The sequence below is a fragment of the Serratia sp. CY82433 genome (assembly GCF_052166535.1).
GTDB classification, from domain to species: Bacteria; Pseudomonadota; Gammaproteobacteria; order Enterobacterales; family Enterobacteriaceae; genus Serratia; species Serratia sarumanii.
Genome location: NZ_JBJNOR010000001.1, coordinates 1,709,953 through 1,733,099, shown reverse-complemented (window position 1 = coordinate 1,733,099; position 23,147 = coordinate 1,709,953). Strand labels below are relative to the sequence as shown.

The 23,147-nt window shown below is 62.2% G+C and carries 21 protein-coding genes; 8 read left to right on the top strand and 13 right to left on the bottom strand.

The window, feature by feature from the left end; all coding sequences use genetic code 11:
* Positions 1 to 17: 17 nt before the first annotated feature.
* From ACJ8PI_RS08440 to ACJ8PI_RS08420, 5 genes are all read right to left on the bottom strand, one after another.
* Positions 18 to 1,127: a branched-chain amino acid ABC transporter substrate-binding protein gene (locus ACJ8PI_RS08440; RefSeq protein WP_371317384.1), complete on the bottom strand. Its 1,110-nt coding sequence runs from the start codon at positions 1,125 to 1,127 to the stop codon at positions 18 to 20.
* Between the two features lie 76 nt (positions 1,128 to 1,203).
* A complete protein-coding gene (locus ACJ8PI_RS08435) occupies positions 1,204 to 1,917 on the bottom strand; it encodes an ABC transporter ATP-binding protein (RefSeq protein ID WP_442528111.1) in 714 nt (237 codons plus the stop codon).
* A complete protein-coding gene (locus ACJ8PI_RS08430; protein ID WP_047567335.1) occupies positions 1,910 to 2,680 on the bottom strand; it encodes an ABC transporter ATP-binding protein in 771 nt (256 codons plus the stop codon). The genes ACJ8PI_RS08435 and ACJ8PI_RS08430 overlap by 8 nt, the downstream gene beginning before the upstream one ends.
* Complete coding sequence (locus tag ACJ8PI_RS08425; protein ID WP_033648403.1) at positions 2,677 to 3,789, bottom strand: ABC transporter permease subunit; 1,113 nt, start codon at positions 3,787 to 3,789, stop codon at positions 2,677 to 2,679. Before ACJ8PI_RS08425 ends, ACJ8PI_RS08430 begins: the two co-directional genes overlap by 4 nt.
* A gap of 10 nt (positions 3,790 to 3,799) precedes the next feature.
* A complete protein-coding gene (locus tag ACJ8PI_RS08420; protein WP_033653093.1) occupies positions 3,800 to 4,750 on the bottom strand; it encodes a branched-chain amino acid ABC transporter permease in 951 nt (316 codons plus the stop codon).
* A gap of 169 nt (positions 4,751 to 4,919) precedes the next feature.
* Here ACJ8PI_RS08420 and ACJ8PI_RS08415 point away from each other — a divergent pair, with 169 nt between their 5' ends.
* Positions 4,920 to 5,852, top strand: coding sequence for a LysR substrate-binding domain-containing protein (locus tag ACJ8PI_RS08415; RefSeq protein ID WP_039565997.1), 933 nt, complete (start codon positions 4,920 to 4,922; stop codon positions 5,850 to 5,852).
* Between the two features lie 75 nt (positions 5,853 to 5,927).
* On the opposite strand, the gene ACJ8PI_RS08410 is transcribed toward ACJ8PI_RS08415, so the two are convergent.
* Positions 5,928 to 6,560, bottom strand: a complete 633-nt coding sequence (locus tag ACJ8PI_RS08410; RefSeq protein WP_052475417.1) for a TetR/AcrR family transcriptional regulator — start codon at positions 6,558 to 6,560, stop codon at positions 5,928 to 5,930.
* 141 nt (positions 6,561 to 6,701) lie between these two features.
* On the opposite strand from ACJ8PI_RS08410, the gene ACJ8PI_RS08405 reads away from it, so the two are divergent.
* The 3 genes from ACJ8PI_RS08405 to ACJ8PI_RS08395 are packed head-to-tail and all read left to right on the top strand — an operon-like array spanning position 6,702 to position 9,568.
* Positions 6,702 to 7,757 (top strand): sugar phosphate isomerase/epimerase family protein, encoded by a 1,056-nt coding sequence (locus ACJ8PI_RS08405; RefSeq protein ID WP_060436350.1) that lies wholly within the window; start codon positions 6,702 to 6,704, stop codon positions 7,755 to 7,757.
* A 25-nt stretch (positions 7,758 to 7,782) separates the two neighbouring features.
* A complete protein-coding gene (locus ACJ8PI_RS08400) occupies positions 7,783 to 8,679 on the top strand; it encodes an alpha/beta fold hydrolase (protein WP_164134193.1) in 897 nt (298 codons plus the stop codon).
* Positions 8,666 to 9,568 (top strand): alpha/beta hydrolase, encoded by a 903-nt coding sequence (locus ACJ8PI_RS08395; RefSeq protein WP_164134194.1) that lies wholly within the window; start codon positions 8,666 to 8,668, stop codon positions 9,566 to 9,568. Before ACJ8PI_RS08400 ends, ACJ8PI_RS08395 begins: the two co-directional genes overlap by 14 nt.
* Before the next feature lie 48 nt (positions 9,569 to 9,616).
* Here ACJ8PI_RS08395 and ACJ8PI_RS08390 read toward each other — a convergent pair whose 3' ends face one another.
* Complete coding sequence (locus ACJ8PI_RS08390) at positions 9,617 to 11,050, bottom strand: NAD-dependent succinate-semialdehyde dehydrogenase (RefSeq protein ID WP_164134195.1); 1,434 nt, start codon at positions 11,048 to 11,050, stop codon at positions 9,617 to 9,619.
* 196 nt (positions 11,051 to 11,246) lie between these two features.
* Here ACJ8PI_RS08390 and ACJ8PI_RS08385 point away from each other — a divergent pair, with 196 nt between their 5' ends.
* Both ACJ8PI_RS08385 and ACJ8PI_RS08380 read left to right on the top strand, forming a co-directional pair.
* Positions 11,247 to 12,074 (top strand): AraC family transcriptional regulator, encoded by an 828-nt coding sequence (locus ACJ8PI_RS08385; protein WP_041035213.1) that lies wholly within the window; start codon positions 11,247 to 11,249, stop codon positions 12,072 to 12,074.
* 98 nt (positions 12,075 to 12,172) lie between these two features.
* Entirely contained in the window at positions 12,173 to 13,141 is a 969-nt protein-coding gene (locus ACJ8PI_RS08380; protein WP_164134196.1) for a DMT family transporter, read from the top strand.
* Between the two features lie 27 nt (positions 13,142 to 13,168).
* Here ACJ8PI_RS08380 and fusA read toward each other — a convergent pair whose 3' ends face one another.
* Positions 13,169 to 15,274, bottom strand: a complete 2,106-nt coding sequence (gene fusA, locus ACJ8PI_RS08375; protein WP_033648394.1) for an elongation factor G — start codon at positions 15,272 to 15,274, stop codon at positions 13,169 to 13,171.
* Positions 15,275 to 15,511: 237 nt separating this feature from the next.
* Positions 15,512 to 15,760 carry a glycine zipper domain-containing protein gene (locus ACJ8PI_RS08370; RefSeq protein WP_004938127.1) on the bottom strand — a complete coding sequence of 83 codons (249 nt, stop codon included), beginning with the start codon at positions 15,758 to 15,760 and terminating at the stop codon, positions 15,512 to 15,514.
* Between the two features lie 221 nt (positions 15,761 to 15,981).
* Between ACJ8PI_RS08370 and ACJ8PI_RS08365 the strand changes: the two genes are divergently transcribed.
* Positions 15,982 to 17,478 (top strand): alpha/beta hydrolase, encoded by a 1,497-nt coding sequence (locus ACJ8PI_RS08365; RefSeq protein WP_048321606.1) that lies wholly within the window; start codon positions 15,982 to 15,984, stop codon positions 17,476 to 17,478.
* Positions 17,479 to 17,510: 32 nt separating this feature from the next.
* Here the strand turns inward: ACJ8PI_RS08365 and ACJ8PI_RS08360 are convergent, their stop codons facing one another.
* The 4 genes from ACJ8PI_RS08360 to ACJ8PI_RS08345 all read right to left on the bottom strand — a co-directional run bounded on the left by ACJ8PI_RS08360 (position 17,511) and on the right by ACJ8PI_RS08345 (position 22,029).
* Positions 17,511 to 18,548 carry an ABC transporter ATP-binding protein gene (locus tag ACJ8PI_RS08360; protein ID WP_164134197.1) on the bottom strand — a complete coding sequence of 346 codons (1,038 nt, stop codon included), beginning with the start codon at positions 18,546 to 18,548 and terminating at the stop codon, positions 17,511 to 17,513.
* Positions 18,545 to 20,128, bottom strand: coding sequence for an ABC transporter permease (locus ACJ8PI_RS08355; RefSeq protein WP_164134198.1), 1,584 nt, complete (start codon positions 20,126 to 20,128; stop codon positions 18,545 to 18,547). Before ACJ8PI_RS08355 ends, ACJ8PI_RS08360 begins: the two co-directional genes overlap by 4 nt.
* A 33-nt stretch (positions 20,129 to 20,161) precedes the next feature.
* Positions 20,162 to 21,178, bottom strand: a complete 1,017-nt coding sequence (locus tag ACJ8PI_RS08350; RefSeq protein WP_041035205.1) for an iron ABC transporter substrate-binding protein — start codon at positions 21,176 to 21,178, stop codon at positions 20,162 to 20,164.
* A 275-nt stretch (positions 21,179 to 21,453) separates the two neighbouring features.
* Positions 21,454 to 22,029 carry a hypothetical protein gene (locus ACJ8PI_RS08345; RefSeq protein ID WP_060430283.1) on the bottom strand — a complete coding sequence of 192 codons (576 nt, stop codon included), beginning with the start codon at positions 22,027 to 22,029 and terminating at the stop codon, positions 21,454 to 21,456.
* A gap of 709 nt (positions 22,030 to 22,738) precedes the next feature.
* On the opposite strand from ACJ8PI_RS08345, the gene ACJ8PI_RS08340 reads away from it, so the two are divergent.
* Positions 22,739 to 23,008, top strand: coding sequence for a hypothetical protein (locus ACJ8PI_RS08340; protein ID WP_033643162.1), 270 nt, complete (start codon positions 22,739 to 22,741; stop codon positions 23,006 to 23,008).
* The last annotated feature ends 139 nt before the right edge of the window (positions 23,009 to 23,147 follow it).

Below are 23,147 nucleotides of genomic sequence, written 5' to 3'. Positions count from 1 at the left end.
GCCTTGCTCCTCTTGATTTATTGTGGTTTGGCGCCGCCCAACACGGTTTGCGGCTGCCATTTGCCGTCCACTACCCGGTACAGGGTGAAGCTCGGCTGTTGCAGGTTGCCCTGCGCATCGAAGGCGATGGCGCCGGTCACGCCCTGATAATGGATGGCGCGCAGTTTCGGCAGGTAATCGGCCGGATTGGCCGAGCCGGCCTGTTCGATGGCGGCGATCAGCACCCGGGTGGCGTCGTAGGCGAAGGGCGCATGCAGTTCGATGTGGGTGTGGTAACGGTCGCGGTAGGCTTGTTCAAACGCCTTGCCGCCCGGCATCTGTTCCAGCGGCAGCCCCGGCTCCAGCGCGACGACGCCTTCGCCTTCACGCTGCGCCAGCGTCAGGAAGGTCTGGCTGACAAAGCCGCCTGCGCCCATCAGCTGCGCGTTCATGCCCAGCTGTTTCAGTTTGCGCGCCAGCGGTGCCGCCTGGGAGTCCACGCCGCCGAAGAAGATCAGATCGGCGTTTTTGCTGCGCACGGTGGTCAGCACGGCGCTGAAATCGACGGTCTTGTCGTCGACGTATTCGCGGGTGACCGGCTGCACGCCCTGGGCCTGCAGCGATTTGATGAACTCGTCCGCCAGGCCCTGGCCGAAGGCGGTGCGATCGTCGATCACCGCGATGCGCTGGGCTTTCAGCGTTTTCACCGCATACTGCCCGGCATAGTTGCCGCCGTCGTCGTCATGGCCCATCACGCGGAAGCTGGTGTCAAAGCCTTGTTGCGTGTAGCCGTGGCCGGTGGCGACCGGCGCCACCTGGGCGATGCCGGCATCGTGATAGATGCGCGCCGCCGGGATGCTGGTGCCGGTGTTCCAGTGGCCGACCACGCCGGCGACGCCTTCGTCGACCAAACGCTGCGCGATGGCCACGGCGGTGCGCGGATCGGACTGATCGTCCTCGGACAGCAATTTGAAGGTGACCGGTTTGCCGTTCAGCGTCGGCTTTTGCGCGTTGGCGTCGGCGATCGCCAGCCGCGCGCCGTTTTCGAGATCTTTGCCGATGCGCGCGGAAGGGCCGGTCAGCGGCCCGGCCAGGCCGATCAGCACGGTGTCGTCCGCCAGCGCCGGGAGGCTCAGGATCATCGTCATGGCGCCCAGCGCCAACGGCTTGATGCGAAAGTTCTGCTGCATTTCATACTCCTGGTGCGGTTAAAGGTAACAACGGTTATTCACCCAAATAGATCTGTTTGATTTTTTCATCGTCCAGCATGTCGGCGGAGCGGCCGCTGTGGCTCAGGCTGCCGCTGTCCAGCACATAGGCGCGATCGGTGGATTCCAGCGCCAGGCGGGCGTTTTGCTCGACCAGCAATAGCGTGACGCCGTCACGCGCCAGCTGTTTGATGACCGAAAAAATGGCTTCCACCACAATCGGCGCCAGCCCCATCGACGGCTCGTCCAATATCAACAGGCGCGGGCGGCTAAGCAGCGCACGGCCCATCGCCACCATCTGCTGCTCGCCGCCCGAAAGCAGCCCGGCCGGTTGGTTCAGGCGCTCGTTCAGGCGCGGGAAGGTGGCGCATACCCGTTCGAAATCGTGCCGTACCGCCGGTTTGTCACGCCGCGCATAGGCGCCCAGCTGCAGGTTTTCTCGCACCGTCAGGCGGGTGAAAATGCCGCGACCTTCCGGCACCATCACCAGCCCCTGTTGCAGCAAGCGGTGCGGCGCCATGCCGCGAATCGAACGGCCGTCGAACAGGATGTCGCCCTCGAACGGTTGCAGCCCGGTCAGCGCCCGCAGGCTGGAGGTCTTGCACGCGCCGTTGGCGCCGATCAGCGTGACCTGTTCGCCGGCGTTGACCGTAAAATCGATGCCTTTGACCGCATGAATGCCGCCGTAGGACACTTTGAGTCGTTTAACGCTCAGCAGGGCTTCAGACATGCGCGCCACCTCCCAGATAGGCCTGAATGACCGCTGGTTCACGCCGAACCTGCGCCGGTTCGCCTTCGGCGATCGCTTTGCCATAGTCCAGCACCGTCAGGCGATCGCACAGGCCCATCACCAGCTTGACGTCGTGTTCGATCAACAGCAGCGTTTTGCCGCTGTCGCGAATGCGCAGCAGCAGCTCGCGCAGCGCCACTTTTTCTCCGGCGTTCATGCCGGCCGCCGGTTCGTCCAGCGCCAGCAGCCGGGGCTCGGTCGCCAGCGCGCGGGCGATCTCCAGGCGGCGCTGATGACCATAGGCGAGATCGCCGGCGCGGTAATGGGCGAATTGGCCGATGCCGACGTACTCCAGCAGCGCATGGGACTTATCGCGCACCGCCTGTTCCTCCTCCCTGGCGCGGCGGTGGCGGGCGATCGCCGCCCACAGGCCGTTGCGGGTGCGCACGTGGCAGCCGACCATCACGTTTTCCAGCACGCTCATTTCGTTGAACAGCCGCAGGTTCTGGAAGGTGCGGGCGATGCCGGCCTGCGCCACTTTATCGATCGCCTGGGGCCTATAGCGCTGGCCCGACAGGCGGAATTCGCCCGCGTCGGCGCGATACAGACCGGTGATCAGATTGAAGCAGGTGGTCTTACCGGCGCCGTTCGGCCCGATCAGGCCGTAGATTTCCCCCTGGCGGATGCTCATGCTGACGTCATCCACCGCCGTCAGGCCGCCGAAGCGTTTGCTGACGTGATTTAAAGTGAGCAAAGGCGTCATGCGGCGTTCCCCCTTATATGGCGTGCCGGCCACAGGCCCGCCGGGCGATACAGCATCACCAGGATCAGCGCCAGGCCGTAAAACAGTTGGCGAATGATTTCCGGGTCGATCAGCACCTGGCCGAACAGCGCCTGCTGTAGCGGCCCCATGCTGCTGCGCAGCAGCTCCGGCAGGGCGGCCAGCAGCAGCGCGCCCAGGATCACCCCGGGGATGTGCCCCATGCCGCCGAGCACCACCATCGCCAGAACGGCGATCGACTCCTGTAGGGTGAACGATTCCGGCGACACGAAGCCCTGAAACGCGGCGAACAGCGCGCCGGCCACGCCGCCGAAGGTGGCGCCGATGGCAAAGGCCAGCAGCTTGAAGTTGCGGGTGTTGATGCCCATCGCCCGCGCGGCGTCCTCGTCTTCGCGGATCGCCGTCCACGCGCGGCCGATGCGCGAATTTTGCAACCGCAGGCTGATAAACAGGATCGCCAGCAGCAGGGCGGCGAACAGGTAGTAATAGAGGTACAGGCCGGAGAAACGCACGCCGAACCACTCATGCATGCCGGAAAACTTCAGGCCGAACAGGCTGACCGGGTCGATGCCGGAAATGCCTTTGGGGCCATTGGTGAGGTTGACCGGGCGATCGAGATTGCGCATCAAAATACGTACGATCTCGCCGAAACCGAGCGTGACGATCGCCAGATAGTCGCCGCGCAGCCGCAGCGTCGGCGCGCCAAGCAGAATGCCGCACACGGCCGCCAGCAGCGCCGCCAGCGGGATCAGCCACAGCATCGACAGATGAAGCCCGTCGGGGAACCACTGCAGCAGCAGCGGGAACTGCTGCGTCAGATGCGGTGACGACAGCAGCGCGGCCAGATAGGCGCCAACGGCGTAAAAAGCGATAAAGCCCATGTCCAGCAAGCCGGTCATGCCCACCACGATGTTCAGCCCGAGCGCCAGCATCAGGTACAGCAGGGCGAAGTCGACGACGCGCACCCAGTAGTTGCCGCCGGCGGCGCCCGCAACCCAGGGCGCCAGCAGCAGAGCGAGAATGAACAGCGTCAGCCCCAGTCTGGCGCGCCGAGGCGTGGCCAGGGGAAGCGTGGAAGTTAAAACGGTCATCGTGATGTCCTTATGCGCGCGTGGCGATGCGTTCGCCCAACAGCCCGGAGGGGCGGAAGACCAGTACGGCGATCAGCACCAGAAACGCGAAGACGTCCTGGTAGTTGCTGCCGAATACGCCGCCGGTCAGCTCGCCGAGATAGCCGGTGCCCAGCGATTCGAACAGCCCCAGCAGCAAACCGCCGAGCATCGCGCCGCGCAGGTTGCCGATGCCGCCGAGCACGGCGGCGGTAAAGGCTTTGATGCCGGGCAGAAAGCCCATCGAGAAACCGGCGTTGCCGTAGTTGCTGGCCATCATGATGCCGGCTACCGCCGCCAGCGCGCCGCCGAGCGCAAAGGTCAGAACGATGATGCGGTCAGGACTGATGCCCATCAGGCCGGCGACCTGCGGGTTTTCCGCCGTGGCGCGCATGGCGCGGCCGAAACGGCTGTGTTCGACCAGCAGCCAGAGGCCGGCCATGACCGCCACGGCCACCGCCAGCGTGACGATCGCGGTGCCGGTGATCACCGCCGGCGCATGCTCGGCGCTGCCTGCGGTCAGGGCGATGGGCGCCATCGGCAACAGCTGCGGAAACATCAGGGGATTGCGTGACCAGATCAGCATCGCCAGGGTTTGCAGCAGCAGCGAGACGCCGATGCCGCTGATCAGCGGGGCCAGGCGTGGTGCATTGCGCAACCGGCGATAGGCCAGACGTTCGATCGCCATCGAGGTGATGGCGCAGACGGCCATGGCGAACAGGGCCGCCAGCAGCAGCGTGGCGTAGGGCGGTAACGCGGGAAAATGATGCTGCAACACGCCGATCGCCGACAGCGCGCTGAGCGCCCCGACCATCAGCACGTCGCCGTGCGCGAAGTTGATGATGCGCAGGATGCCGTACACCATGGTGTAGCCGAGCGCGATCAGCGCATAGATGCTGCCGAGCATCAAACCGTTGACGGTCTGCTGTACCAGCGTATCCATAAGGAGAGTCCGGAGATAATGAGTCAGGAGGCTCACAGTAGAGAATTTAAAAAAATTGTAAAATACGGAAAAATACTTTCTTATACAAAAAACGAGTGATTTTAATTTGTTGATTTTTATGTATATTAAATAAATCCTCTCTCCGTGACTTCCATAAAACAATAGATATATGAAAAAAACAGAACAGTATGATGAGCCGTTGCCGATGCTGCCGAACGATCCGCCGCTGCGCGCCGTGCGGGCGTTCGAAGCCATCGCGCGCCTGGGCAGCATCAGCGCGGCAGCGAAGGAGCTGATGATTTCGCCTTCGGCGGTCAGCCATCAGCTGAAAACGCTGGAGGCGTTTTTGCAGATGCCGCTGACAGAACGGCAGGGGCGTCATCTGGTGCTGCGCAGCGAGGGGCGGGAGTATTACCGTTCGATCCGCTCGGCGTTTAACGTGCTGCGCCAGGCGACCGAACACGTGCGCGAGCAGTCCGCATCGCGGCAGGTCACCATCAGCCTGATCCCTCTGTTCGGCATGGGCTGGTTCATTCCGCGGCTGCGCGGCTTTCTGCGCGAAAATCCGGATATCGACATCAATGTGGTTTACGCCAACCACCGCAATTACCTGAGCGACGCCGCCGATCTGTCGATCCGCTTCGGCGTTGGGCAGTGGACCGGCTATCGCAGCGAAAAGCTGATGTCCGGCCAAATGGTGCCGGTGTGCAGCCGGGCGTTCAGTAAACTGCACGGTTTGCTCGATACGCCGGATCAGCTGGCGACGCTGCCGCTGCTGCACGACGAGGAGCGCAATACCTGGATGCAATGGTTTCAGCAGGCCGGTGTTAAACGCCCGCTGCGCAGTATCGGCCCGATGTTCGAAGACGGATTGTTGACGCTGGCGGCGGTGCAGGCGGGATTGGGATGCGCGCTGATGCGTGAGCCGTTAATCGCCCACTACCTTGAGAGCGGTGAGTTAATCAAAATGTTCGATCTGCCGATCGACGACGGCCGCGATTATTACCTGTGCGCTCGCCTGGATAGCGAACTGTCGCAGGAAGGCGAAAATCTGCGGCAGTGGTTGCGCCGTGAGGCGGCGGCCCAGAACGCCGGGGCATAATCTGCAACCCGTCGATGCGGCCAACATCAAAGCGCTGCGCATGGGCGCGCGCCGCATTGAGGATGAAGAGCATGATTACGGCGAAGGCGCGCTGGTGATTTTCGATTTGCCGGAAGATTGAGCGTTGCCCAGGGCCGTCAGCGCCACCTTTACCGCCGCCAACAGTCGTGTTTCAGTGACGCCGTCACGCGCCTGAATCGACAGGCCGTGCAGGAAGACCGCGAAAAAGTCCCCCAGGCTGTCGGCGTCGGTGCCGGCCGGCAGTTCGCCGGCTTGCACCGCCTGCCGCAGCCGCTCGACGATCTGCTGGGTGCGCTGCAACCGATGTTCAGCCAGCCAGGTTTTGAGCCCATCGTTTTCCGCGCTGACGCTGGCGGCGGAGGAGACCACCATGCAGCCCTGCGGCAGATCCGGCCGGCTGTAGAGCCGCACGGCGTCTTCCAGCAGGCGTTTGATCGCCGGGCGAATGCCGCTTTCCTGCGCGAAGGCGCGATCGGCGAAGCCACCTTCCTCGGTTTCATAACTGGCGATCGCCTCGCGGAACAGTTGCTCTTTGGAGCCGAACGCCTTGTAGATGCGCGCGGAAGCAATGCCCAATTCCGCCACCAGATCCGACATCGAGGTGCCTTCGTAACCCTGTCGCCAGAATAAGTTTCGCGCCTTCAAGAGCGCCTGTTCGCGGTCGAACTCGCGCGGTCTGCCTGCCATTCGTTGCTCCAATTTACCTGCCATTCAGCGACATAGGATCGCTTAAATCGGCGGGGAATACCAATGTCTTTATAAATTTCGCTTGCGGTCATCGCGCTTTGCTTCTATTGTTTGTCAATCGACAACAAATAGGAGTTTACGATGAAAACCCTCAAAGGTCCAAGCCTGCATCTCGCGCAGTTCAGCGATGAGACAGCGCCGTTCAACAGCCTGCCCGCCATTGCCGAGTGGGCGGCGCAGACCGGCTTTAGCGCGCTGCAGATCCCGGCCTGGGATCGGCGTTTATTCGACGTGGCCACCGCTGCGGAAAGTCAAACCTACTGCGACGATCTGACCGGCATGTTGGCGGAGCAAGGGTTGGTGGTCAGCGAATTGACCAGCCATATCTTCGGCCAGCTGATGGCGGTACACCCGGCTTACGATGCGCTGTTTGACAGCTTCGCGCCGCCGGCGCTGCAGGGCAATCCGCAGGCGCGCGGCGAGTGGGCGCGGCAGCAAATGCTGCTGGCGGTGAAGGCGTCGGCGCGGCTCGGGCTCAGCGAGCTGGGCACCTTTTCCGGTTCGCTGGCCTGGCCCTATCTGTTTCCGTTCCCACAGCGTCCGGAAGGGCTGATCGACACCGCGTTCGACGAGCTCGCCAGGCGCTGGCTGCCGGTGCTTAACGCCTGCGACGAGCAGGGGATCAACCTGTGTTACGAAATTCACCCGAGCGAGGATCTGCACGACGGAGTGACATTCGAAATGTTTCATGAGCGCGTTGGCCATCATCCGCGCTGCCGGGTGCTGTTCGATCCAAGCCATATGGTGCTGCAGCAGCTCAACTATTTGGAGTTTATCGATATCTATAAAGAGGTTATCGGCATGTTCCACGTCAAGGATGCCGAGTTCAATCCGACCGGTCGCCAGGGTATTTACGGCGGCTATCAATCCTGGATCGATCGCGCCGGCCGCTTCCGCTCGTTGGGCGACGGCCAGGTCGATTTCAACGGCATCTTTTCGCGCCTGACGCAGTACGGTTATTCGGGCTGGGCGGCGCTGGAGTGGGAATGTTGCCTGAAAAATCCGCAGGATGGCGCACGCGAAGGCGCAGTCTTCATCCGCGATCGCATTATCCGCGTCACCGATAAAGTGTTCGACGACTTCGCCGGCGCGCCGGTCAACCCACAGCAAATCAACGCGTTGCTCGGTATTCGCTGAGCCTAATCCTTCAGGGAGTCACCCCATGCAATACCTACAGAACGAGAGCCCGTTGGCGGATCTCGCGGCGGAACACGTCTATCTCCAGGTCAACGGCCGGCGCCTTCACTGCGTGATGGCCGGTGAAGGGCGGCCGGTGCTGCTGATCCCCGGCTGGCCGCAAACCTGGTACACCTGGCGCCATGTGATGCAAGCGCTGGCGGCGGCCGGTTTTCAGGCGATCGCCGTCGATCCGCCGGGCATCGGCGATTCTGACAAGCCCGCTGGCGGCTACGACACCGGCAGCATTGGTGCGGCGTTGCACGCAATGATGGCGCAGCTGGGCCATGAACGTTACCAACTGGTTGGCCACGACATCGGCATGTGGATCGGTTACGCCATGGCGAGCGATTTCCCGCAGGCGGTGGAGCGCTTGGTGCTGACGGAGGCGGTGATCCCCGGGCTGGCGCCGCCGCCGCCGATTTTCGTCGCGCCGGAGGAGAACATTTTCCTGTGGCATTTCATGTTCAACCAGCTGGCGGATTTGCCGGAGACCCTGACCCAGGGGCGTGAGCGGGAGTATCTCGGCTATATCTTCAATCGCTGGTCCTATCGGCGCGATCGGGTGGCGGCGCAGGTGTATATCGCCGCCTATTCGGCGCCGGGCGGCCTGCGCGCCGGATTCGACTATTACCGGGCGATCCCGGAGACCGTGCGGCAGAACCGCCTGCGCGCCGCCACGCCCCTGACGATGCCGGTGTTGACGGTGGGGGCAGAGCACGCCACCGGCGACGCGCCGCTGACGATGCTGCGGGGCAATGCGCACGATCTGCGGGGCGAAACGATCGCCGGCTGCGGGCATTTCATTACCGAAGAGTGTCATGAGGCATTTATTGCACTGATTACGCCGTTCCTGGCAGGAGAGCCACATGCCGCTCGATGAACGCATTGCCGCCTTTTTGACGGCATCGGCCGATGCGCCGCCCCCCGCGTCGCTGGCGGAAATGCGCGCGGCCACGGAAACCGGTTTACGCCAGCTGCAGGGCGAGGCGGAACCGAGCGGCGGCGTCAGGGACTTTACGGTGGTCGCCGCCGATGGGTATCGGATCGCGCTGCGCGCCTATCTCCCGGCGGGGGAAAACCGCGCCGCCGCGCAGCCGGCAATGCTGTTCGCCCACGGCGGCGGCTGGTGCCTCGGTTCGCTGGCGCTGTACGATCGGCCCTGTCAGGCGCTGGCCAACGCCACCGGCCGGGTGATCCTGTCGGTCGACTATCGTCTGGCGCCGGAATCCCCGTTCCCGCAGCCGCTGGAAGATGTCTATCGGGCGCTCTGCTGGGTGGCGCAACAGGCGCCGCAGTTGGGGATCGACGCGAAGCGCCTGGCGGTGGGCGGCGACAGCGCCGGAGGCAATCTGGCGGCGGCGGTTGCTCTGCTGGCGCGGGATCGCGGCGGCCCGCACATCGAGCGCCAGCTGCTGCTGTACCCGGCGCTCAGCCGCGAGATGACGACGAAGAGCTATTGCGAGTTTGCCGAGGGGTACTTTCTGACGCGCGATGCGATGGTATTTTGTTGGCAGCAGTATCTGGCCCAGCGGCGCGATCCCGGCGCCGAACCGCTGCACGCCGCTACGTTGCGCGGATTGCCGCCGGCCACCATCCTGAGCTGCGAATATGATCCGCTGCGCGATGAGGCCGAGCAGTATGCGCAGCGGCTGCGCGAGGCGGGCGTGCCGGTACGCTGCGAACGGTTGCCGGGCATGGTGCATGCCTGCATTCACATGCTGGGGCTGACCCCGGCGGCGCGGCGGCTGTTCGAACTGGCTCGCGAGTAAAAAAAAACCCCGCACTGCGGGGTTTTTGGCTATTCATCCGGCGTTCGATTAACGGCCGGCGACGGTGACGAAGCGGGTTTCCAGGTAGGACTCGATCGCTTCGCTGCCGCCTTCGGTGCCGTGACCGGAGTCCTTCACGCCGCCAAACGGCGTTTCCGGCAGGCCGAAACCGATGTGGTTGATGCTCAGCATGCCGCTCTCCACGTCGCGCCCCAGCGCATTGACGGTGGCGATGTTGCGGCTGTAAGCGTAGGCGGCCAGGCCGTACGGCAGGCGGTTGGCTTCGGCGATCGCCTCGTCATAGGTGGCGAACGGGCGCAGCAGGGCAACCGGGCCAAACGGCTCTTCCGACATGGCGCGCGCGCTCAGCGGCACGTCGCGCAGTACCGTCGGCTCGAAGAAGTTGCCTTTGCCCGCCACGCGCTTGCCGCCGGTGCAGGCTTTTGCCCCGTGGGCGACGGCATCCTGCACCAGCGCCTCGATATTGTCGACGCTGCGGCCCAGCACCATCGGCCCCATGGTGATGCCGTCTTCCAGCCCGTTGCCGAGCTTGAGTTCACGCACGGCGGCGGTGAATTTCTCCACGAAGGCTTCATAAACGCCTTGCTGGATCAGGAAGCGGGTCGGGGCGATACAGACCTGGCCGGCGTTGCGGAACTTGGACTGCGCCAGCTCTTTGGCCGCCGCGTCGAGATCGGCGTCGTCGAAGATCAGCACCGGCGCATGGCCGCCCAACTCCATGGTGGCCTTTTTCATATGCTGGCCGGCCAGCGCCGCCAGATGCTTGCCCACGCGGGTGGAGCCGGTGAAGGAGATCTTGCGAATGGTCGGATGCGGGATCAGGTATTCCGAGATTTCCGCCGGGGTGCCGTACACCAGCGCGATCACCCCGGCCGGGATGCCGGCGTCGGCGAAGGCTTTGATCAGCTCAGCCGGCGAGGCCGGCGTTTCTTCCGGGCCTTTGACGATGATGGAACACCCCGCGGCCAGCGCGGCGGACAGCTTGCGCACGATCTGGTTGATCGGGAAGTTCCACGGCGTGAAGGCGGCCACCGGGCCGACCGGCAGCTTGAGGGTTTGCTGCTGCACGTCGTGGGCGCGGGACGGAATGATTTGCCCGTAGGTGCGGGTGGCTTCGCCGGCGAACCAGTCGATGACGTCGGCGGCGTTGAGAATTTCGACTTTAGCCTGCGCCACCGGTTTGCCCTGTTCCTGTGTCATGACGGCGGCGATGGCGTTGGCGCGTTCGCGCAGCAGCGCCGCCGCTTTGCGCATCAGGTTGGCGCGCTGGTGCGCGGCGGTGTCGCGCCAGACGTTAAATCCGCGCTCGGTGGCGGCCAGCGCCAGATCGAGATCCTCTGTGGCGGCGTGCGCCACTTGACCGATTACCTCGTCGGTGGCGGGGTTGGTGACCGGCAGGGTTTTCCCGGCCAGTGCGTTGCGCCATTGTCCATCGATATACAGTTGAGTATCCGGATACATTGTTGCCTCTTGTTTGCGGAGTGTCAGGGGCCGATGAGCTTCACGATGCGGCTCCCCTGAAAGGGACAGGGACCTTAACCCTACGCCGAATGGCGGCGATCGTCCAGGCGAGGGGCACGAAAGCGTCAGGGCGGCTACTCAACCGGCGATGTTTTGGCTATGCTGAGCAGATTGTCAGCACGGACGAGGAGGTCGAGTGCAAGGGGTACCGCAACAGTTTCCGTTCGAGAAGGATTGCGCGCAGTTCCGCCATTTGTCGCATCTGCCGGGCGTCGAACTCTATCAGGCGCACATTGAGCGCTATGCCTTCGAGCCGCATACCCACGACGCCTTCGCTATCGGCACCGTAGACACCGGGGCGGAGCGTTTCCGCTATCGCGGCGCGCAGCATCTGGCGGCGCCGGGCGCGCTGGTACTGATGAACCCCGACGAGCTGCATACCGGCGAAGCCGAAACGCCGGGCGGCTGGTGTTACCGCATGCTCTATCTGGCGCCCGAGGCGCTGGAGCAGCTGTCCGGCGATCGGAGCCAGTGGTTCACCGATGCGGTGCGCCACGATCCGCGGGCGGCGCAGCGCCTGTCCGCCATTCTCGCCACGCTGTGGCAAACCGACGATCCGCTTACGCTGGACGGCCTGCTGTTGGAGGCGGTCGAGCTGCTGTACCCGCATATCCGCACCGGGCAGCGGGAAAAAGCCGAGGCGGCGCACCGTTTCGAGGTGGTGAAAAGCTACCTGCACGATAACTTCGCCGAGGCGGTGACCCTCAATCAACTGGCCGAGCTGGTGTCGCTCAGCCCGTACCATTTTCTGCGCAAGTTCAAGGCCGAATACCACGTTTCGCCGCAGCAGATGCTGATGGCGATCCGGCTGTCGCAGGCCAAACGCATGCTGGAACGCGGCATGCCCGCCGCACAGGTGGCGGCGGCGGCAGGGCTGACCGATCAGGCGCACCTGACGCGCGCCTTCGCCAATCGTTACGGCGTCACGCCAGTGCGTTTCCAGAAACAGGTGAAATTGGGTTAAAACAGCAACCTGCTACAATAATTCCTCCCCGCATTTTCGCTACTCTGCCGCTGTCTTGTCGGGCGGGTTGGCCGCGCCGGCCGTTTGTCGGAGTCGTTATGTTCATTGGCGTTGTGTTTGCCCTGGCCGCCGGGCTGATGTGGGGATTGATCTTCGTCGGCCCGCTGCTGGTGCCGGATTATCCCGCTGCGCTGCAGTCCACCGGGCGCTATCTGGCCTTCGGGCTGATCACCTTGCCGCTGGCCTGGCTCGATCGTCGCCGCCTGCGCAAGCTGCGGCGCCAGGATTGGCTGGAGGCGCTCAAGCTGACGGCCATCGGCAACCTGCTGTACTACCTGTGCCTGGCCAGCGCCATTCAGCGTACCGGCGCACCGGTGTCGACCATGATCATCGGCACCTTGCCGGTGGTGATCGCCCTCTGCGCCAATCTGTTTTACGGCCGGCACGACGGGCGGCTGGCTTGGGGCAAGCTGGCGCCGGCGCTGCTGCTGATCGTCTGCGGGTTAGCGTGCGTGAACGTCGCCGAGCTGCGCGGCAATACGCTGCCGGTCGACGGCTGGCGCTATCTCAGCGGCCTGGGGCTGGCCGTGTTGGCGGTGGCGTGCTGGACCTGGTTCCCGCTGCGCAACTCGCGCTGGCTGCGGGAGAACCCGACGCAGCGGCCGGCTACCTGGGCCACGGCGCAAGGGCTGGTGACGCTGCCGCTGGCGCTGCTGGGCTATCTGGCGGTCTGCGGCCAATTGGCGCTGAGCGAACCGGCGTTCGCCTTGCCGTTCGGCCCGCGCCCGGAGGTGTTTATCCTGCTGATGCTGGTCATCGGCGTGTTCTGCTCCTGGCTGGGGGCGCTGTGCTGGAACGAAGCCAGCCAGCGGCTGCCGACGGTGTTGGTGGGGCCGCTCATCGTGTTCGAAATTCTGGCGGGGTTGGCCTATACCTTTCTGCTGCGCCAGGCCTGGCCGCCGCTGCTGACGCTGGCCGGCATCGTCTGCCTGATCGCCGGCGTGGTGTACGCCATGCGCATCAAGCCGCAGCCGGTGGTGGTGGCGCTGGAAGACAAGCAGGGGTGACGCCCGCCGCGAAGGCGGGCGCGAGGGTTAACGCTTGCTGTGGTGAATGATCTCTTCGGCCACGTTGCGCGGCGCTTCAGCGTAGTGGCTGAATTCCATGGTGTAGGTGGCGCGGCCCTGCGACATCGAACGCAGGGTCGTCGAGTAACCGAACATCTCGGATAGCGGCACCTTGGCGCGGATTTCCTTGCCGCCGCCGCCCGGGATCTCTTCCATGCCCTGCACCAGACCGCGGCGTGAGGAGAGGTCGCCCATCACGTTGCCGGCGTAATCTTCCGGCGTTTCCACCTCCACCGACATGATCGGCTCAAGGATCACCGGATCCGCCAGGCGGCAGGCGTCTTTGAAGCCGAAGATCGCCGCCATGCGGAACGCCTGCTCCGACGAGTCGACGTCATGGTAAGAGCCGAAGGTCAGGTGCACCTTGACGTCCACCACCTGATAACCGGCCAGCACGCCGTTGTTCAGCGCCTCGAGCACGCCTTTTTTCACCGCCGGGATAAACTCGCCCGGAATGACGCCGCCCTTGATCTCATCGAAGAACTCGAAGCCTTTGCCGGGTTCGTTCGGTTCGACGGTCAGCACCACGTGGCCGTATTGCCCTTTACCGCCGGACTGGCGCACGAATTTGCCTTCCACGTCGGCCACCCGTTTGCGGATGGTTTCGCGGTACGACACCTGCGGCTTGCCGGTGGTGGTCTCCACCCCGAATTCGCGGCGCATGCGATCGACGATAATCTCCAGGTGCAGCTCGCCCATGCCGTAGATAAGGGTCTGGCCGGATTCTTCATCGGTGCGCACGCGGAACGACGGATCTTCCGAAGAGAGGCGCTGCAGCGCGATGCCCATTTTCTCCTGGTCGCCCTTGGTCTTCGGCTCGATCGCCTGGGCGATCACCGGTTCGGGGAAGGTCATGCGCTCCAGCGTGATGATGGCACCGGGATCGCACAGCGTATCGCCTGTGGTAACGTCCTTCAGGCCGACGCAGGCGGCGATGTCGCCGGCGTGCAGTTCGTCGATGTCCTTACGATCGTTGGCGTGCATCTGCACGATGCGGCCGATGCGCTCCTTTTTGCCCTTGATCGGGTTGTAAACGCTGCTGCCTTTGGCCAGCACCCCGGAGTAGACGCGCACGAAGGTCAGCTGGCCGACGAACGGGTCGGTCATCAGCTTGAACGCCAGCGCCGAGAATTTTTCGTTGTCGTCGGCTTTGCGGGTGATGATTTCATCATGTTCGCCGTGGCCCTCCATCGGCGGCACGTCGAGCGGCGAGGGCATCAGCTCGATCACCGCATCCAGCATGCGCTGCACCCCTTTGTTGCGGAACGCCGAGCCGCACAGCATCGGCTGGATTTCGCCGGCGACGGTGCGCACCCGCAACCCGTGGACGATCTCCTCTTCGCTCAGCGGCACCTGGTTGAGGTATTTTTCCATCAGCTCTTCCGAGGCTTCGGCGGCGGCTTCAATCATGTTTTCGCGCCACTCCTGCGCCGAATCGCGCAGCTCGGCCGGGATCTCTTCGAAGCTGAAGTTCATGCCCTGCGAGGCCTCGTCCCACAGAATGGCTTTCATCCGCACCAGATCCACCACGCCGCTGAAGTGGTCTTCGGCGCCGATCGGAATAACGATCGGCACCGGGTTGGCTTTCAGGCGCTCGATCATCATTTTGCGCACGCGGAAAAAGTCCGCGCCGATGCGGTCCATCTTGTTGACGAACGCCAGCCGCGGCACCTTGTATTTATTGGCCTGGCGCCAGACGGTTTCCGACTGCGGCTGCACGCCGCCCACCGAGTCATAGACCATCACGGCGCCGTCCAGCACGCGCATCGAACGCTCCACTTCAATGGTGAAATCGACGTGGCCGGGGGTGTCGATGATATTGATGCGGTGCTGCGGATAATTATGCTGCATGCCGTTCCAGAAGCAGGTGGTGGCCGCCGAAGTGATGGTGATGCCGCGTTCCTGTTCCTGCGCCATCCAGTCCATGGTCGCCGCGCCGTCATGCACTTCACCCAGCTTGTGGCTGACCCCGGTGTAAAACAGAATCCGCTCGGTGGTGGTGGTCTTGCCGGCATCGATATGCGCGGAGATGCCGATATTGCGGTAACGTTCGATAGGGGTGGTGCGAGCCATAATCAACCTTTCTTAGCCGCGTGAAGGAGAGCGGCTTAAACAGCATGGATAATGGTGATAATCCTCATAGGGTTATCTGCCGGATCGCAGAGCCTCGCTCTGGTCACAAACTAATCGTAGTTGAAGGCGTTGGTTTTTTTAAGCGATGGCTGTGATAGATAAAAGTTAGCAAGCAGGTGGAGGAAAGGGCGAAAAAAAGGCCCGTAACGGGCCTGTTGTCGAGCGGCGAATTCGCCGTTATTTGCGTCCCAGCAAGAAGCCGAAAACGATGCCGACCGCCGCCGCAACGGCCACGCCGGCCAGCGGGTTGGCTTCCACCTGGGTTCTTACGCTGTCCGCTGCGTCTCGGGCGGCATAGCTGGCCTGGGAGGCGTATTTGCGCGCCGCGCCGCGCACCTGATGCTCCGGCGAATCGACGGCTTTGCCGAACGCTTCTTCTACCGCGCCTGCGGCTTCATTGGCTTTGTCTTCCGCTTTTCCAAACATGCTGCTCTCCTGTTCCTTGTGGGTTAACGAACCTTAAGCCTAGCAGGTGAACGGCACTTTTTGCAGCATTCTGTGCGTTATAAGAGCAATCTGAGCAAAGAAAAGTCTTGCCGGGCGCGCGGTGACGGCTTCACCCGCGTGGTTTTTTGTGTTCTATTGGCTAGCGGTTTAACCGAGTACCGTTAACCTTTGACCGATTCGTTGCGTTGAAAGGACTCCCCATGTCAGTACTGCGTATTCTGGCGCTGCTCGCCGCGACCGCCGCCGCATTGCCCGCCCAGGCCAGGCCTGCGGCTCACGGCGCGGCGGCCGAGAACGGCATTCGTTGGCAATCTTGTCTCAACAGCGGCTTTCAACGCTGGTTCGATGAGCCGCCGCCGCCGGGGCTGCGCTGCGGTTACCTTGAAGCGCCGCTGGCGTACGCTACGCCTCCTGCTCATGCGGCGCGGGCGGGCGAACAGACCGTGCGGCTGGCGCTGACCCTGCTGCCCGCTACCGGGCCGAAAAAGGGCAGCGTGGTGATGATCAGCGGCGGGCCGGGTCTGCCGGGCATTAACCCTTATTTGGGCAACGACGCCCACGTCGCCAGACTGCGAAAATCCTACGACATCATCGGTTACGATCCGCGCGGCGTCGGCCAATCGACGCCGAAAATCTCCTGCCAGCTGGCCGAAGGCGACGAAACCCCGTCACCGGACGACAACGACGTGGCCGGTGCGGAAAGCCAGACGCGCACCCTGATTGCCGCCTGTATCAAACAGACCGGCGCGGACGTGCTGCAACATATCGGCACCGACGAAGCGGTCAACGATCTGAACGCGATCCGCCACGCGCTGGGCGAACCGGGGCTGACGGCGGTGGCGTACTCTTACGGCACCAAGGTGGCGGCGCTGTATGCCGAGCGTTTTCCGAAGAAAACGCGCGCGCTGGTGCTCGACGGGGTGGTGGATCTGGCGGAGGACGATTTCACCCAGCGGCTGAACCAGGAGCGGGGTTTCCAGCAAAGCTTCCTGCGCTTCGCCGCCTACTGCGGCAAAACCGACAGCTGCCAGCTGGGCGGCGGCGCCAATCAGGCGCTGCAGCGCTATCACGCCTTGCTGCGCAAGCTGCATGAGCAGCCGTTCGTCACCGCGGCGGGGTATGAAATCTCCGCCGACGACGTGCTTACGGTCACGCGTTCGCTGCTGCTGTGGCCGGAGCGCTGGCACGAGCTGGCCACCGTGCTGCGCCAGCTCGATGCCGGCATCGCCGGGCAGCAGGTTTCCGATCTGATCGACGAAAGCTATTCGCCGGATGCCGATGACGCCCTGAACGTCATCACCTGCGCCGACGTCGCCAACCCGACGGCCGATCCGCAGCAGTTGCGCCGGCAGCGGCAGGAGATCAATACCGCCGCTTTGTATGCCCACTATCTGCCGCTGCACGAATACCCGCTGGAGATGTGCGATCTGTGGCCGTATCGCGGCAAAGATCGGCCGCACACGCCGGTGGCGTCCGCCGCGCTGCCGCCGCTGCTGTTCGTCGCCCAGCGCTACGATCCGACCACGCCGTACCGCAATGCGCAGGTGATGGCCGCCGCCTTTAAAAGCCCGCTGATCACCCGCGAACGCGACGGGCATACGCTGGCGCTGAACGGCATCGACAGCTGCGTTGACGAAAGCGTAGTGGATTATCTGCTGGCGCCGAAAAAGCCGCGTCGCGACAAAATTTGCCGTTGAGGAGACCGGGCGTTGGCCCGGTCTTAAGTGAGTCAACCGGCGAAAATATGCGCCTGGCCCATCACGTTGAGATTGACCTGAGAACCGGGCTGCAGGCCTTCGCGGCTGACGGTTTTGATCTCGATTTGCGTGCCGCCGGCGGCCATTTGCAGGTTGAGCGTAGAGACGAAGCCGGCGAAATCGATGCCGGTGATCACCGCCTGGCCGCGCTGCGCCGGATCTGACAAACCGATTTGAATCTGCTCCGGGCGCAGCATGATGCGCGCCGGGCCGCTGCGTTGCCGATCGTCGACGGCGATGCGCCCCAATGCGCAGTCGGCCCAGCCGTGCGCCAGTTCGGCGGTCAACACCAGCGTTTCGCCAAGGAAGCTGGCGGTCGGCTCATCGACCGGCCGCAGATAGAGATCTTGCGGCGCGCCCACCTGCGCCAGCCGGCCGTTGCGCATTACCGCCACCTGATCGGCGAACGACAACGCTTCGCTCTGATCGTGGGTAACAAGAATCGACGCCACCTTGGCCTCCGTCAGCAGTTCGGCGACCGCTTTGCGGGTGGCGGCGCGCAGGCCGGTATCCAGCGCCGAGAACGGTTCGTCCAGCAGCATCAAACGGGGCTGCTGCGACAGGGCACGCGCCAGCGCGACCCGCTGTTGCTGCCCGCCGGACAGCTCGTGCGGCCACAGCGCGGCCAAACGGCGATCCAGCGCCACCATCTCCATCAGCGCCTCGATGCGCCGCTGTTTCTCACGCTTGCTGCCTGTAAGGCCAAAACCGATGTTGCCGGCGACGGTAAAGTGCGGGAACAGCGCGCCATCCTGCGGAACGAAGCCGATGCCGCGCAGATGCGCCGGCACCCAGCCGCCGCCTTTGCCCATGGCTTGCCCCTGCAGCAGGATCTGGCCGCCGTCGGGAATTTCAAAGCCGGCGATGATGCGCAGCAGGGTGGTTTTGCCGGAGCCGGAAGGGCCGACGATCGCCGTGCGGCTGCCGGCGGCAACCTGCAGGTCGATGCGTTCCAGCACCCTGATGGCGTTATAAGATTTTTCGATACCGTGCAGTTCGAGCGTGCTCATAGTCCCGCCGTGCGTTTAGATTGAGAATAAAGAAGCCAGGTGAGCGGCAATGACAGCGCCACCATAATCAGCGCATAAGGCGCGGCGGCGACGTAGTCTATCTCGCTGGTCAATGCCCAAAATCCGGTGGCCAGCGTGCGGGTGCCGTTCGGCGCCAGCAGCAGCGTGGCGGTCAACTCATTGGCGATCGCCAGGAACACCAGCGCCGTGCCCGCCGCGGCACCCGGCGCCGCCAGCCGCAGCGTAGTGCTCCACAGCGCCTGCGCCGGCGATTTGCCGAGGCTGCGCGCCACGTTTTCCAATTCCACCGGCGCCTGTGCGATGCCGGCACGCAGATTGATCAGCGCCCGCGGCATAAACATCAGCAAATAGGCCAGCAGCAGGGTGATTTCGGTTTGGTAAATCGGCCGGAAGCTGTGAATGGTGATGGTCACCAGCGCCAACGCCACCACGATGCCGGGCAGCGAGCTGGTTACGTAGTTACAGCCTTCCAGCACGCGGTACAGCCGGGCTGGATAGCGCACCGACAGCCAGGCCATCGGAATGGCGCACAGCGTGATCAGCAACGCGCCGACGGCGGACAGCGACAGCGTTTGCCACAGCGCAGGCCACAGGTCGGCGTTGCGCCACGCCTCCCATCCGCCCAGCCACAGCCAGCGGGCCAGGGTGATGAAAGGCACGCCCAGCGCCAGCGCGGTCAGCGAAATCGGCAGCAGCAGCGCCAGCGCGGCGAGCGGTAGCGAAAGGCGACGCGGCGTTTGGCTGCGTGCGCTGCCGGAACCAACGCGGGCATAGCGCGCGCGGCCGCGGCTGAGAGCCTCAAGCAACAGCAGCCCGAGGCAGCACAGCACCAATACGCCGGCCAGCATGTTGGCCGCCGGGCCGTTGAAGGTCGACTGGAACTGATCGAAAATTGCGGTGGTGAAGGTATCGAAGCGGATCATGGCATACAGGCCATACTCCGCCAGCAGGTGCAATGCGATCAGCAACGAACCCCCCCAGACCGCCAGCTTCAGCTGCGGCAGCACCACGCGAAAAAACACCGCTGGCGGCCGGGAACCGAGCGAGGTGGCGACGTCTTCGATACCGGGATCCAGACGGCGCAGCACGGCGGCGGCCGGCAGGTAAATGAACGGGAAATAGGCGAGCACCGAGATGAAGACCCCGGCGCTCAGGCCGTGCATCGACGGCACCAGGCTGATCCAGGCATAGCTTTGCACAAAGGCCGGCACCGCCAGCGGCGCGGTGGCCAGTACCGCCCAAAGACGGCGGCCCGGCAGCGTAGTGCGCTCGGTCAACCAGGCCAGGGCCACGCCCAGCACGGCGCAGATCGGCAGCGTCAGCACCACCAACAGCAGGGTGTTCAACAACAGTTCCGCCACGCGCGGGCGGAAAACCAGAGCTTTGACCGTTTGCCAGCCGGTTTCAAACGCCACGCCGATAACGAATCCCAGCGGCAGCAGCGCCAGCAACGACAGCAACACGGCGCTGGCCACCACGATCGCCCCCGGCCGCGGGTGACGGGGGGCAATAGAATAACGCCGCGCGGTCTGCGCGGCGTGGGCACTCAGGTTTGACATAACGATCAAAAACTCTCGGTTTGCCGGCCTGCCTTACAGCAGGCCCGCCTCGGTCATCAGTTCGACCACTTTTTTACCGTTCAGCTGCGCGGCGTCTACTTTCGGCGCGTCCAGATCTTTCAGCGGCACCAGTTTCGGGTTGGAGGCCGCGCCGACGCCGACGGCGTATTCGAAAGCGTTGTTGGTGCGCAGGATCTCCTGGCCCTGTTTGCCGGTGATCCACTTGATGAACGCCTGCGCCTGCTGCTGATGCTTGCTGGAAGCCAGCACGCCGCCGCCGGAGATGCTGACGAACGCGCCCGGGTCCTGATGTTTGAAGTAATACAGCTTGATGTTATTGCTGTTTTCGCCGGTTTTTGCGCCGTCCACGAACGGGTAGTAGTGATAGATCACGCCGCTGTCGACCTGGCCGGCATTGACCGCTTTCATCACCGTGCTGTTGCCCTTATAGGCGGTGAAGTTGGTTTTCATCGCTTTCAGCCACTCCAGCGTTGCTTTTTCACCTTTCAGCGCCAGCAGCGCGCTGACGATCGCCTGGAAATCGGCGCCCGACGGCGAGGCGGCCCAGCGGCCTTTCCATTCCGGCTTGGCCAGATCCAGCAGCGACTTCGGCAACTGCGCGTCGGTCAGTTTGGCCGGATTGTAGACGAACACGGTCGAGCGGGCGGCGATGCCGGTCCAGCGGCCGTGGCTTGGGCGATACTGCGGTTCCACCTGGGCCAGCGTCGCGGCGTCCAGCGGGGCGAATAGCTTGGCGTTATCCACCAACACCATCGCCGGGGAGTTTTCCGTCAGGAACACGTCGGCAGGCGAAGCGCTGCCTTCCTGCACCAACTGATTGCCCAGCTCGCTGTCGCCGCCGTTGCGCAGCGTGACCTTGATGCCGGTGTCTTTGGTAAACCCATCGACCCAGGATTTCACCAGGTTTTCATGTTGGGCGTTGTAAATGACAATGCCCTGGTCGGCGGAGGCCGCCTGAGCGCCGAAGGCCAGCATCATCGAGGAGGCGAGCAGGGCGACGGGGCCGAGAGATGAAATACGCAGCTTCATGCAGTTATCCTTTTTAGCGTTCGAATGAGGAAAACGAATATCGCCTGGCAAGCGCAAGCAGGCCGATTTTAGCCAAGAACATCAATAATGATAGTGAAAACGATTCGTATTAAATTATTTTTGACGATCGCTCACAAAATGAATTGCCTTAAGGATGAGTTAAGTTTCGGCTGGAATAATCTGTATTGATTGCCTGAATAGAATTGGGACGTGTTATCTCACAGTGAGCGGCCAACCTGCCATCGCAGGCGGCCGCCCGTCAGGCTTGCTTCTTGTCACGCCGGCACAAACTCACCGTTGCCGACGCCGAAGAATTGCCCGTTGATGCTGCCTGCGTACTGCGGCGGATGAACCAAAGAGGTCAGCACCCGACCATTCTCCAGCAGCGTCAGGACGATCGAACCGGGGTTGATGGCCAGTTGCAGGGTTAACGGAACGCCGATCAGATTTTCGGCATCGGGCACGGTGCCTTGCAAATAGATTGTCGGGATGTTGATGTTACCGTCTGAGCCGGTGCCGGTGGCCTGGCCGATAAAACGCACCGATGTACCGCTTGATGGGGCATTGGGACCAATATTGGCGAGCTGTGCGGAAATTTGCACGGTCTCCGCATGTGGCGCGCAACCACACCCGCATCCACAACCCTGGAAGCTGAAGTAGCCGCAGATATTTTGTTGGCACCCGCATCCACACAAGGATTGCGGATGCACTTGCTGGTTGAACGCCGGTTTCAATTGCGGATGTTGGTTGAGCAGCTCCTGCCGGCTCTGCACTTCCGCGTTATAGGCGTCACGTGATTGTTTATTCAATGTGTTAGCCTGTTCAGGCGTAATATCTTGCAATGAAGGCATAGGTAAACTCCTGTGATTTTTGCTGAGTCAGTCTGAAGTGCATATCACGCTGAATCCGGTTAACCACCAGACAGGTAATTGCATCTGAATGGAAATAGTCATTGCCCTCGAAGGAAAACGGTATGGCAAGCAGACCGTTGCATCCTATCCTCACGGCAAGTTTTTATATTTCCTGTTTGCTCTTTCGGTAATTATTTTTGATTCAATCATTCGCCAGTTATTGGTTTTATAACCGGCGGTAGCTTCATGTACATCTCGAAGCCATTTAAAGGTAGTTAGGTGTTATGGCGATATCAAGAGGGTTTTTTAATGTTATTTTTAAATTGAAATGCTACTGATTTCTTCTGTCTATTATTTTGGTGTTAACCTTTTCTTGCAACCAATTAATTAATATGGATTAAGTGGTTGTTATATTTCATCTCGTTGATTTATATTGAATTATTTTGTCATTATCTTTTTTTGTAAATATTCTCAGTGTATTCATGGAGGTGACGGGTAAGTGTGGATTTACATTTGACTTACATCAGTTCCTTGTCAACGCTGTAATGGCAATTAAGCTGTTGCAATGTTGACGTCTTGTTATCGATTGGCGTTCTTTTTCTTCAGTCTTTTCATATCGTTCTTCAGTGTTTCGTTCAGGTATTAATAACACGGGCTGTCAACGCGAATGACGAATCATATTCAATAAGAAATCGTGAGAGAGGTACCTATGTCTAATGGACCGTTTTATACCAATCCTATCGTGGTCATCGATGTAGCTAATGATTGCGTGCATGTGGAGATGGCGATCGATGGAGGATTATACGAAAACGTGTTTCCGCTGTCGGTAGCGGCTAATGAACCCTATCCGAAATTGCTGGTGAATCTGGCGATCCAGGCACAGGCGAGCGGTAAATCCTTAATGGTGTGGGGGGAACCCGGCCCAGAGCCGGTTAAAGGCCTGCCGCTGTTTGGTATCACGACCGTGAACATCAAGTAGAGGACGGCAACGCACATTGTGTTTGAAAGCGAAAAGCGCGGTGAGGGATATTCCTTTGATAATGAAAGAAATTCAACACCGCTTTTGGTTATGACTCATAGCGATTAATGATTTAATTTATTCCACTGCCTCATTGCAT

Excerpts from the sequence above, each read along its gene's own strand:
- ACJ8PI_RS08440 (WP_371317384.1), bottom strand. The coding sequence starts at position 1,127 with ATGACGATGATCCTGAGCCTCCCGGCGCTGGCGGACGACACCGTGCTG.
- ACJ8PI_RS08435 (WP_442528111.1), bottom strand. The coding sequence starts at position 1,917 with ATGTCTGAAGCCCTGCTGAGCGTTAAACGACTCAAAGTGTCCTACGGC.
- ACJ8PI_RS08430 (WP_047567335.1), bottom strand. The coding sequence starts at position 2,680 with ATGACGCCTTTGCTCACTTTAAATCACGTCAGCAAACGCTTCGGCGGC.
- ACJ8PI_RS08425 (WP_033648403.1), bottom strand. The coding sequence starts at position 3,789 with ATGACCGTTTTAACTTCCACGCTTCCCCTGGCCACGCCTCGGCGCGCC.
- ACJ8PI_RS08420 (WP_033653093.1), bottom strand. The coding sequence starts at position 4,750 with ATGGATACGCTGGTACAGCAGACCGTCAACGGTTTGATGCTCGGCAGC.
- ACJ8PI_RS08415 (WP_039565997.1), top strand. The coding sequence starts at position 4,920 with ATGAAAAAAACAGAACAGTATGATGAGCCGTTGCCGATGCTGCCGAAC.
- ACJ8PI_RS08410 (WP_052475417.1), bottom strand. The coding sequence starts at position 6,560 with ATGGCAGGCAGACCGCGCGAGTTCGACCGCGAACAGGCGCTCTTGAAG.
- ACJ8PI_RS08405 (WP_060436350.1), top strand. The coding sequence starts at position 6,702 with ATGAAAACCCTCAAAGGTCCAAGCCTGCATCTCGCGCAGTTCAGCGAT.
- ACJ8PI_RS08400 (WP_164134193.1), top strand. The coding sequence starts at position 7,783 with ATGCAATACCTACAGAACGAGAGCCCGTTGGCGGATCTCGCGGCGGAA.
- ACJ8PI_RS08395 (WP_164134194.1), top strand. The coding sequence starts at position 8,666 with ATGCCGCTCGATGAACGCATTGCCGCCTTTTTGACGGCATCGGCCGAT.
- ACJ8PI_RS08390 (WP_164134195.1), bottom strand. The coding sequence starts at position 11,050 with ATGTATCCGGATACTCAACTGTATATCGATGGACAATGGCGCAACGCA.
- ACJ8PI_RS08380 (WP_164134196.1), top strand. The coding sequence starts at position 12,173 with ATGTTCATTGGCGTTGTGTTTGCCCTGGCCGCCGGGCTGATGTGGGGA.
- fusA (WP_033648394.1), bottom strand. The coding sequence starts at position 15,274 with ATGGCTCGCACCACCCCTATCGAACGTTACCGCAATATCGGCATCTCC.
- ACJ8PI_RS08370 (WP_004938127.1), bottom strand. The coding sequence starts at position 15,760 with ATGTTTGGAAAAGCGGAAGACAAAGCCAATGAAGCCGCAGGCGCGGTA.
- ACJ8PI_RS08365 (WP_048321606.1), top strand. The coding sequence starts at position 15,982 with ATGTCAGTACTGCGTATTCTGGCGCTGCTCGCCGCGACCGCCGCCGCA.
- ACJ8PI_RS08360 (WP_164134197.1), bottom strand. The coding sequence starts at position 18,548 with ATGAGCACGCTCGAACTGCACGGTATCGAAAAATCTTATAACGCCATC.
- ACJ8PI_RS08355 (WP_164134198.1), bottom strand. The coding sequence starts at position 20,128 with ATGTCAAACCTGAGTGCCCACGCCGCGCAGACCGCGCGGCGTTATTCT.
- ACJ8PI_RS08350 (WP_041035205.1), bottom strand. The coding sequence starts at position 21,178 with ATGAAGCTGCGTATTTCATCTCTCGGCCCCGTCGCCCTGCTCGCCTCC.
- ACJ8PI_RS08345 (WP_060430283.1), bottom strand. The coding sequence starts at position 22,029 with ATGCCTTCATTGCAAGATATTACGCCTGAACAGGCTAACACATTGAAT.
- ACJ8PI_RS08340 (WP_033643162.1), top strand. The coding sequence starts at position 22,739 with ATGTCTAATGGACCGTTTTATACCAATCCTATCGTGGTCATCGATGTA.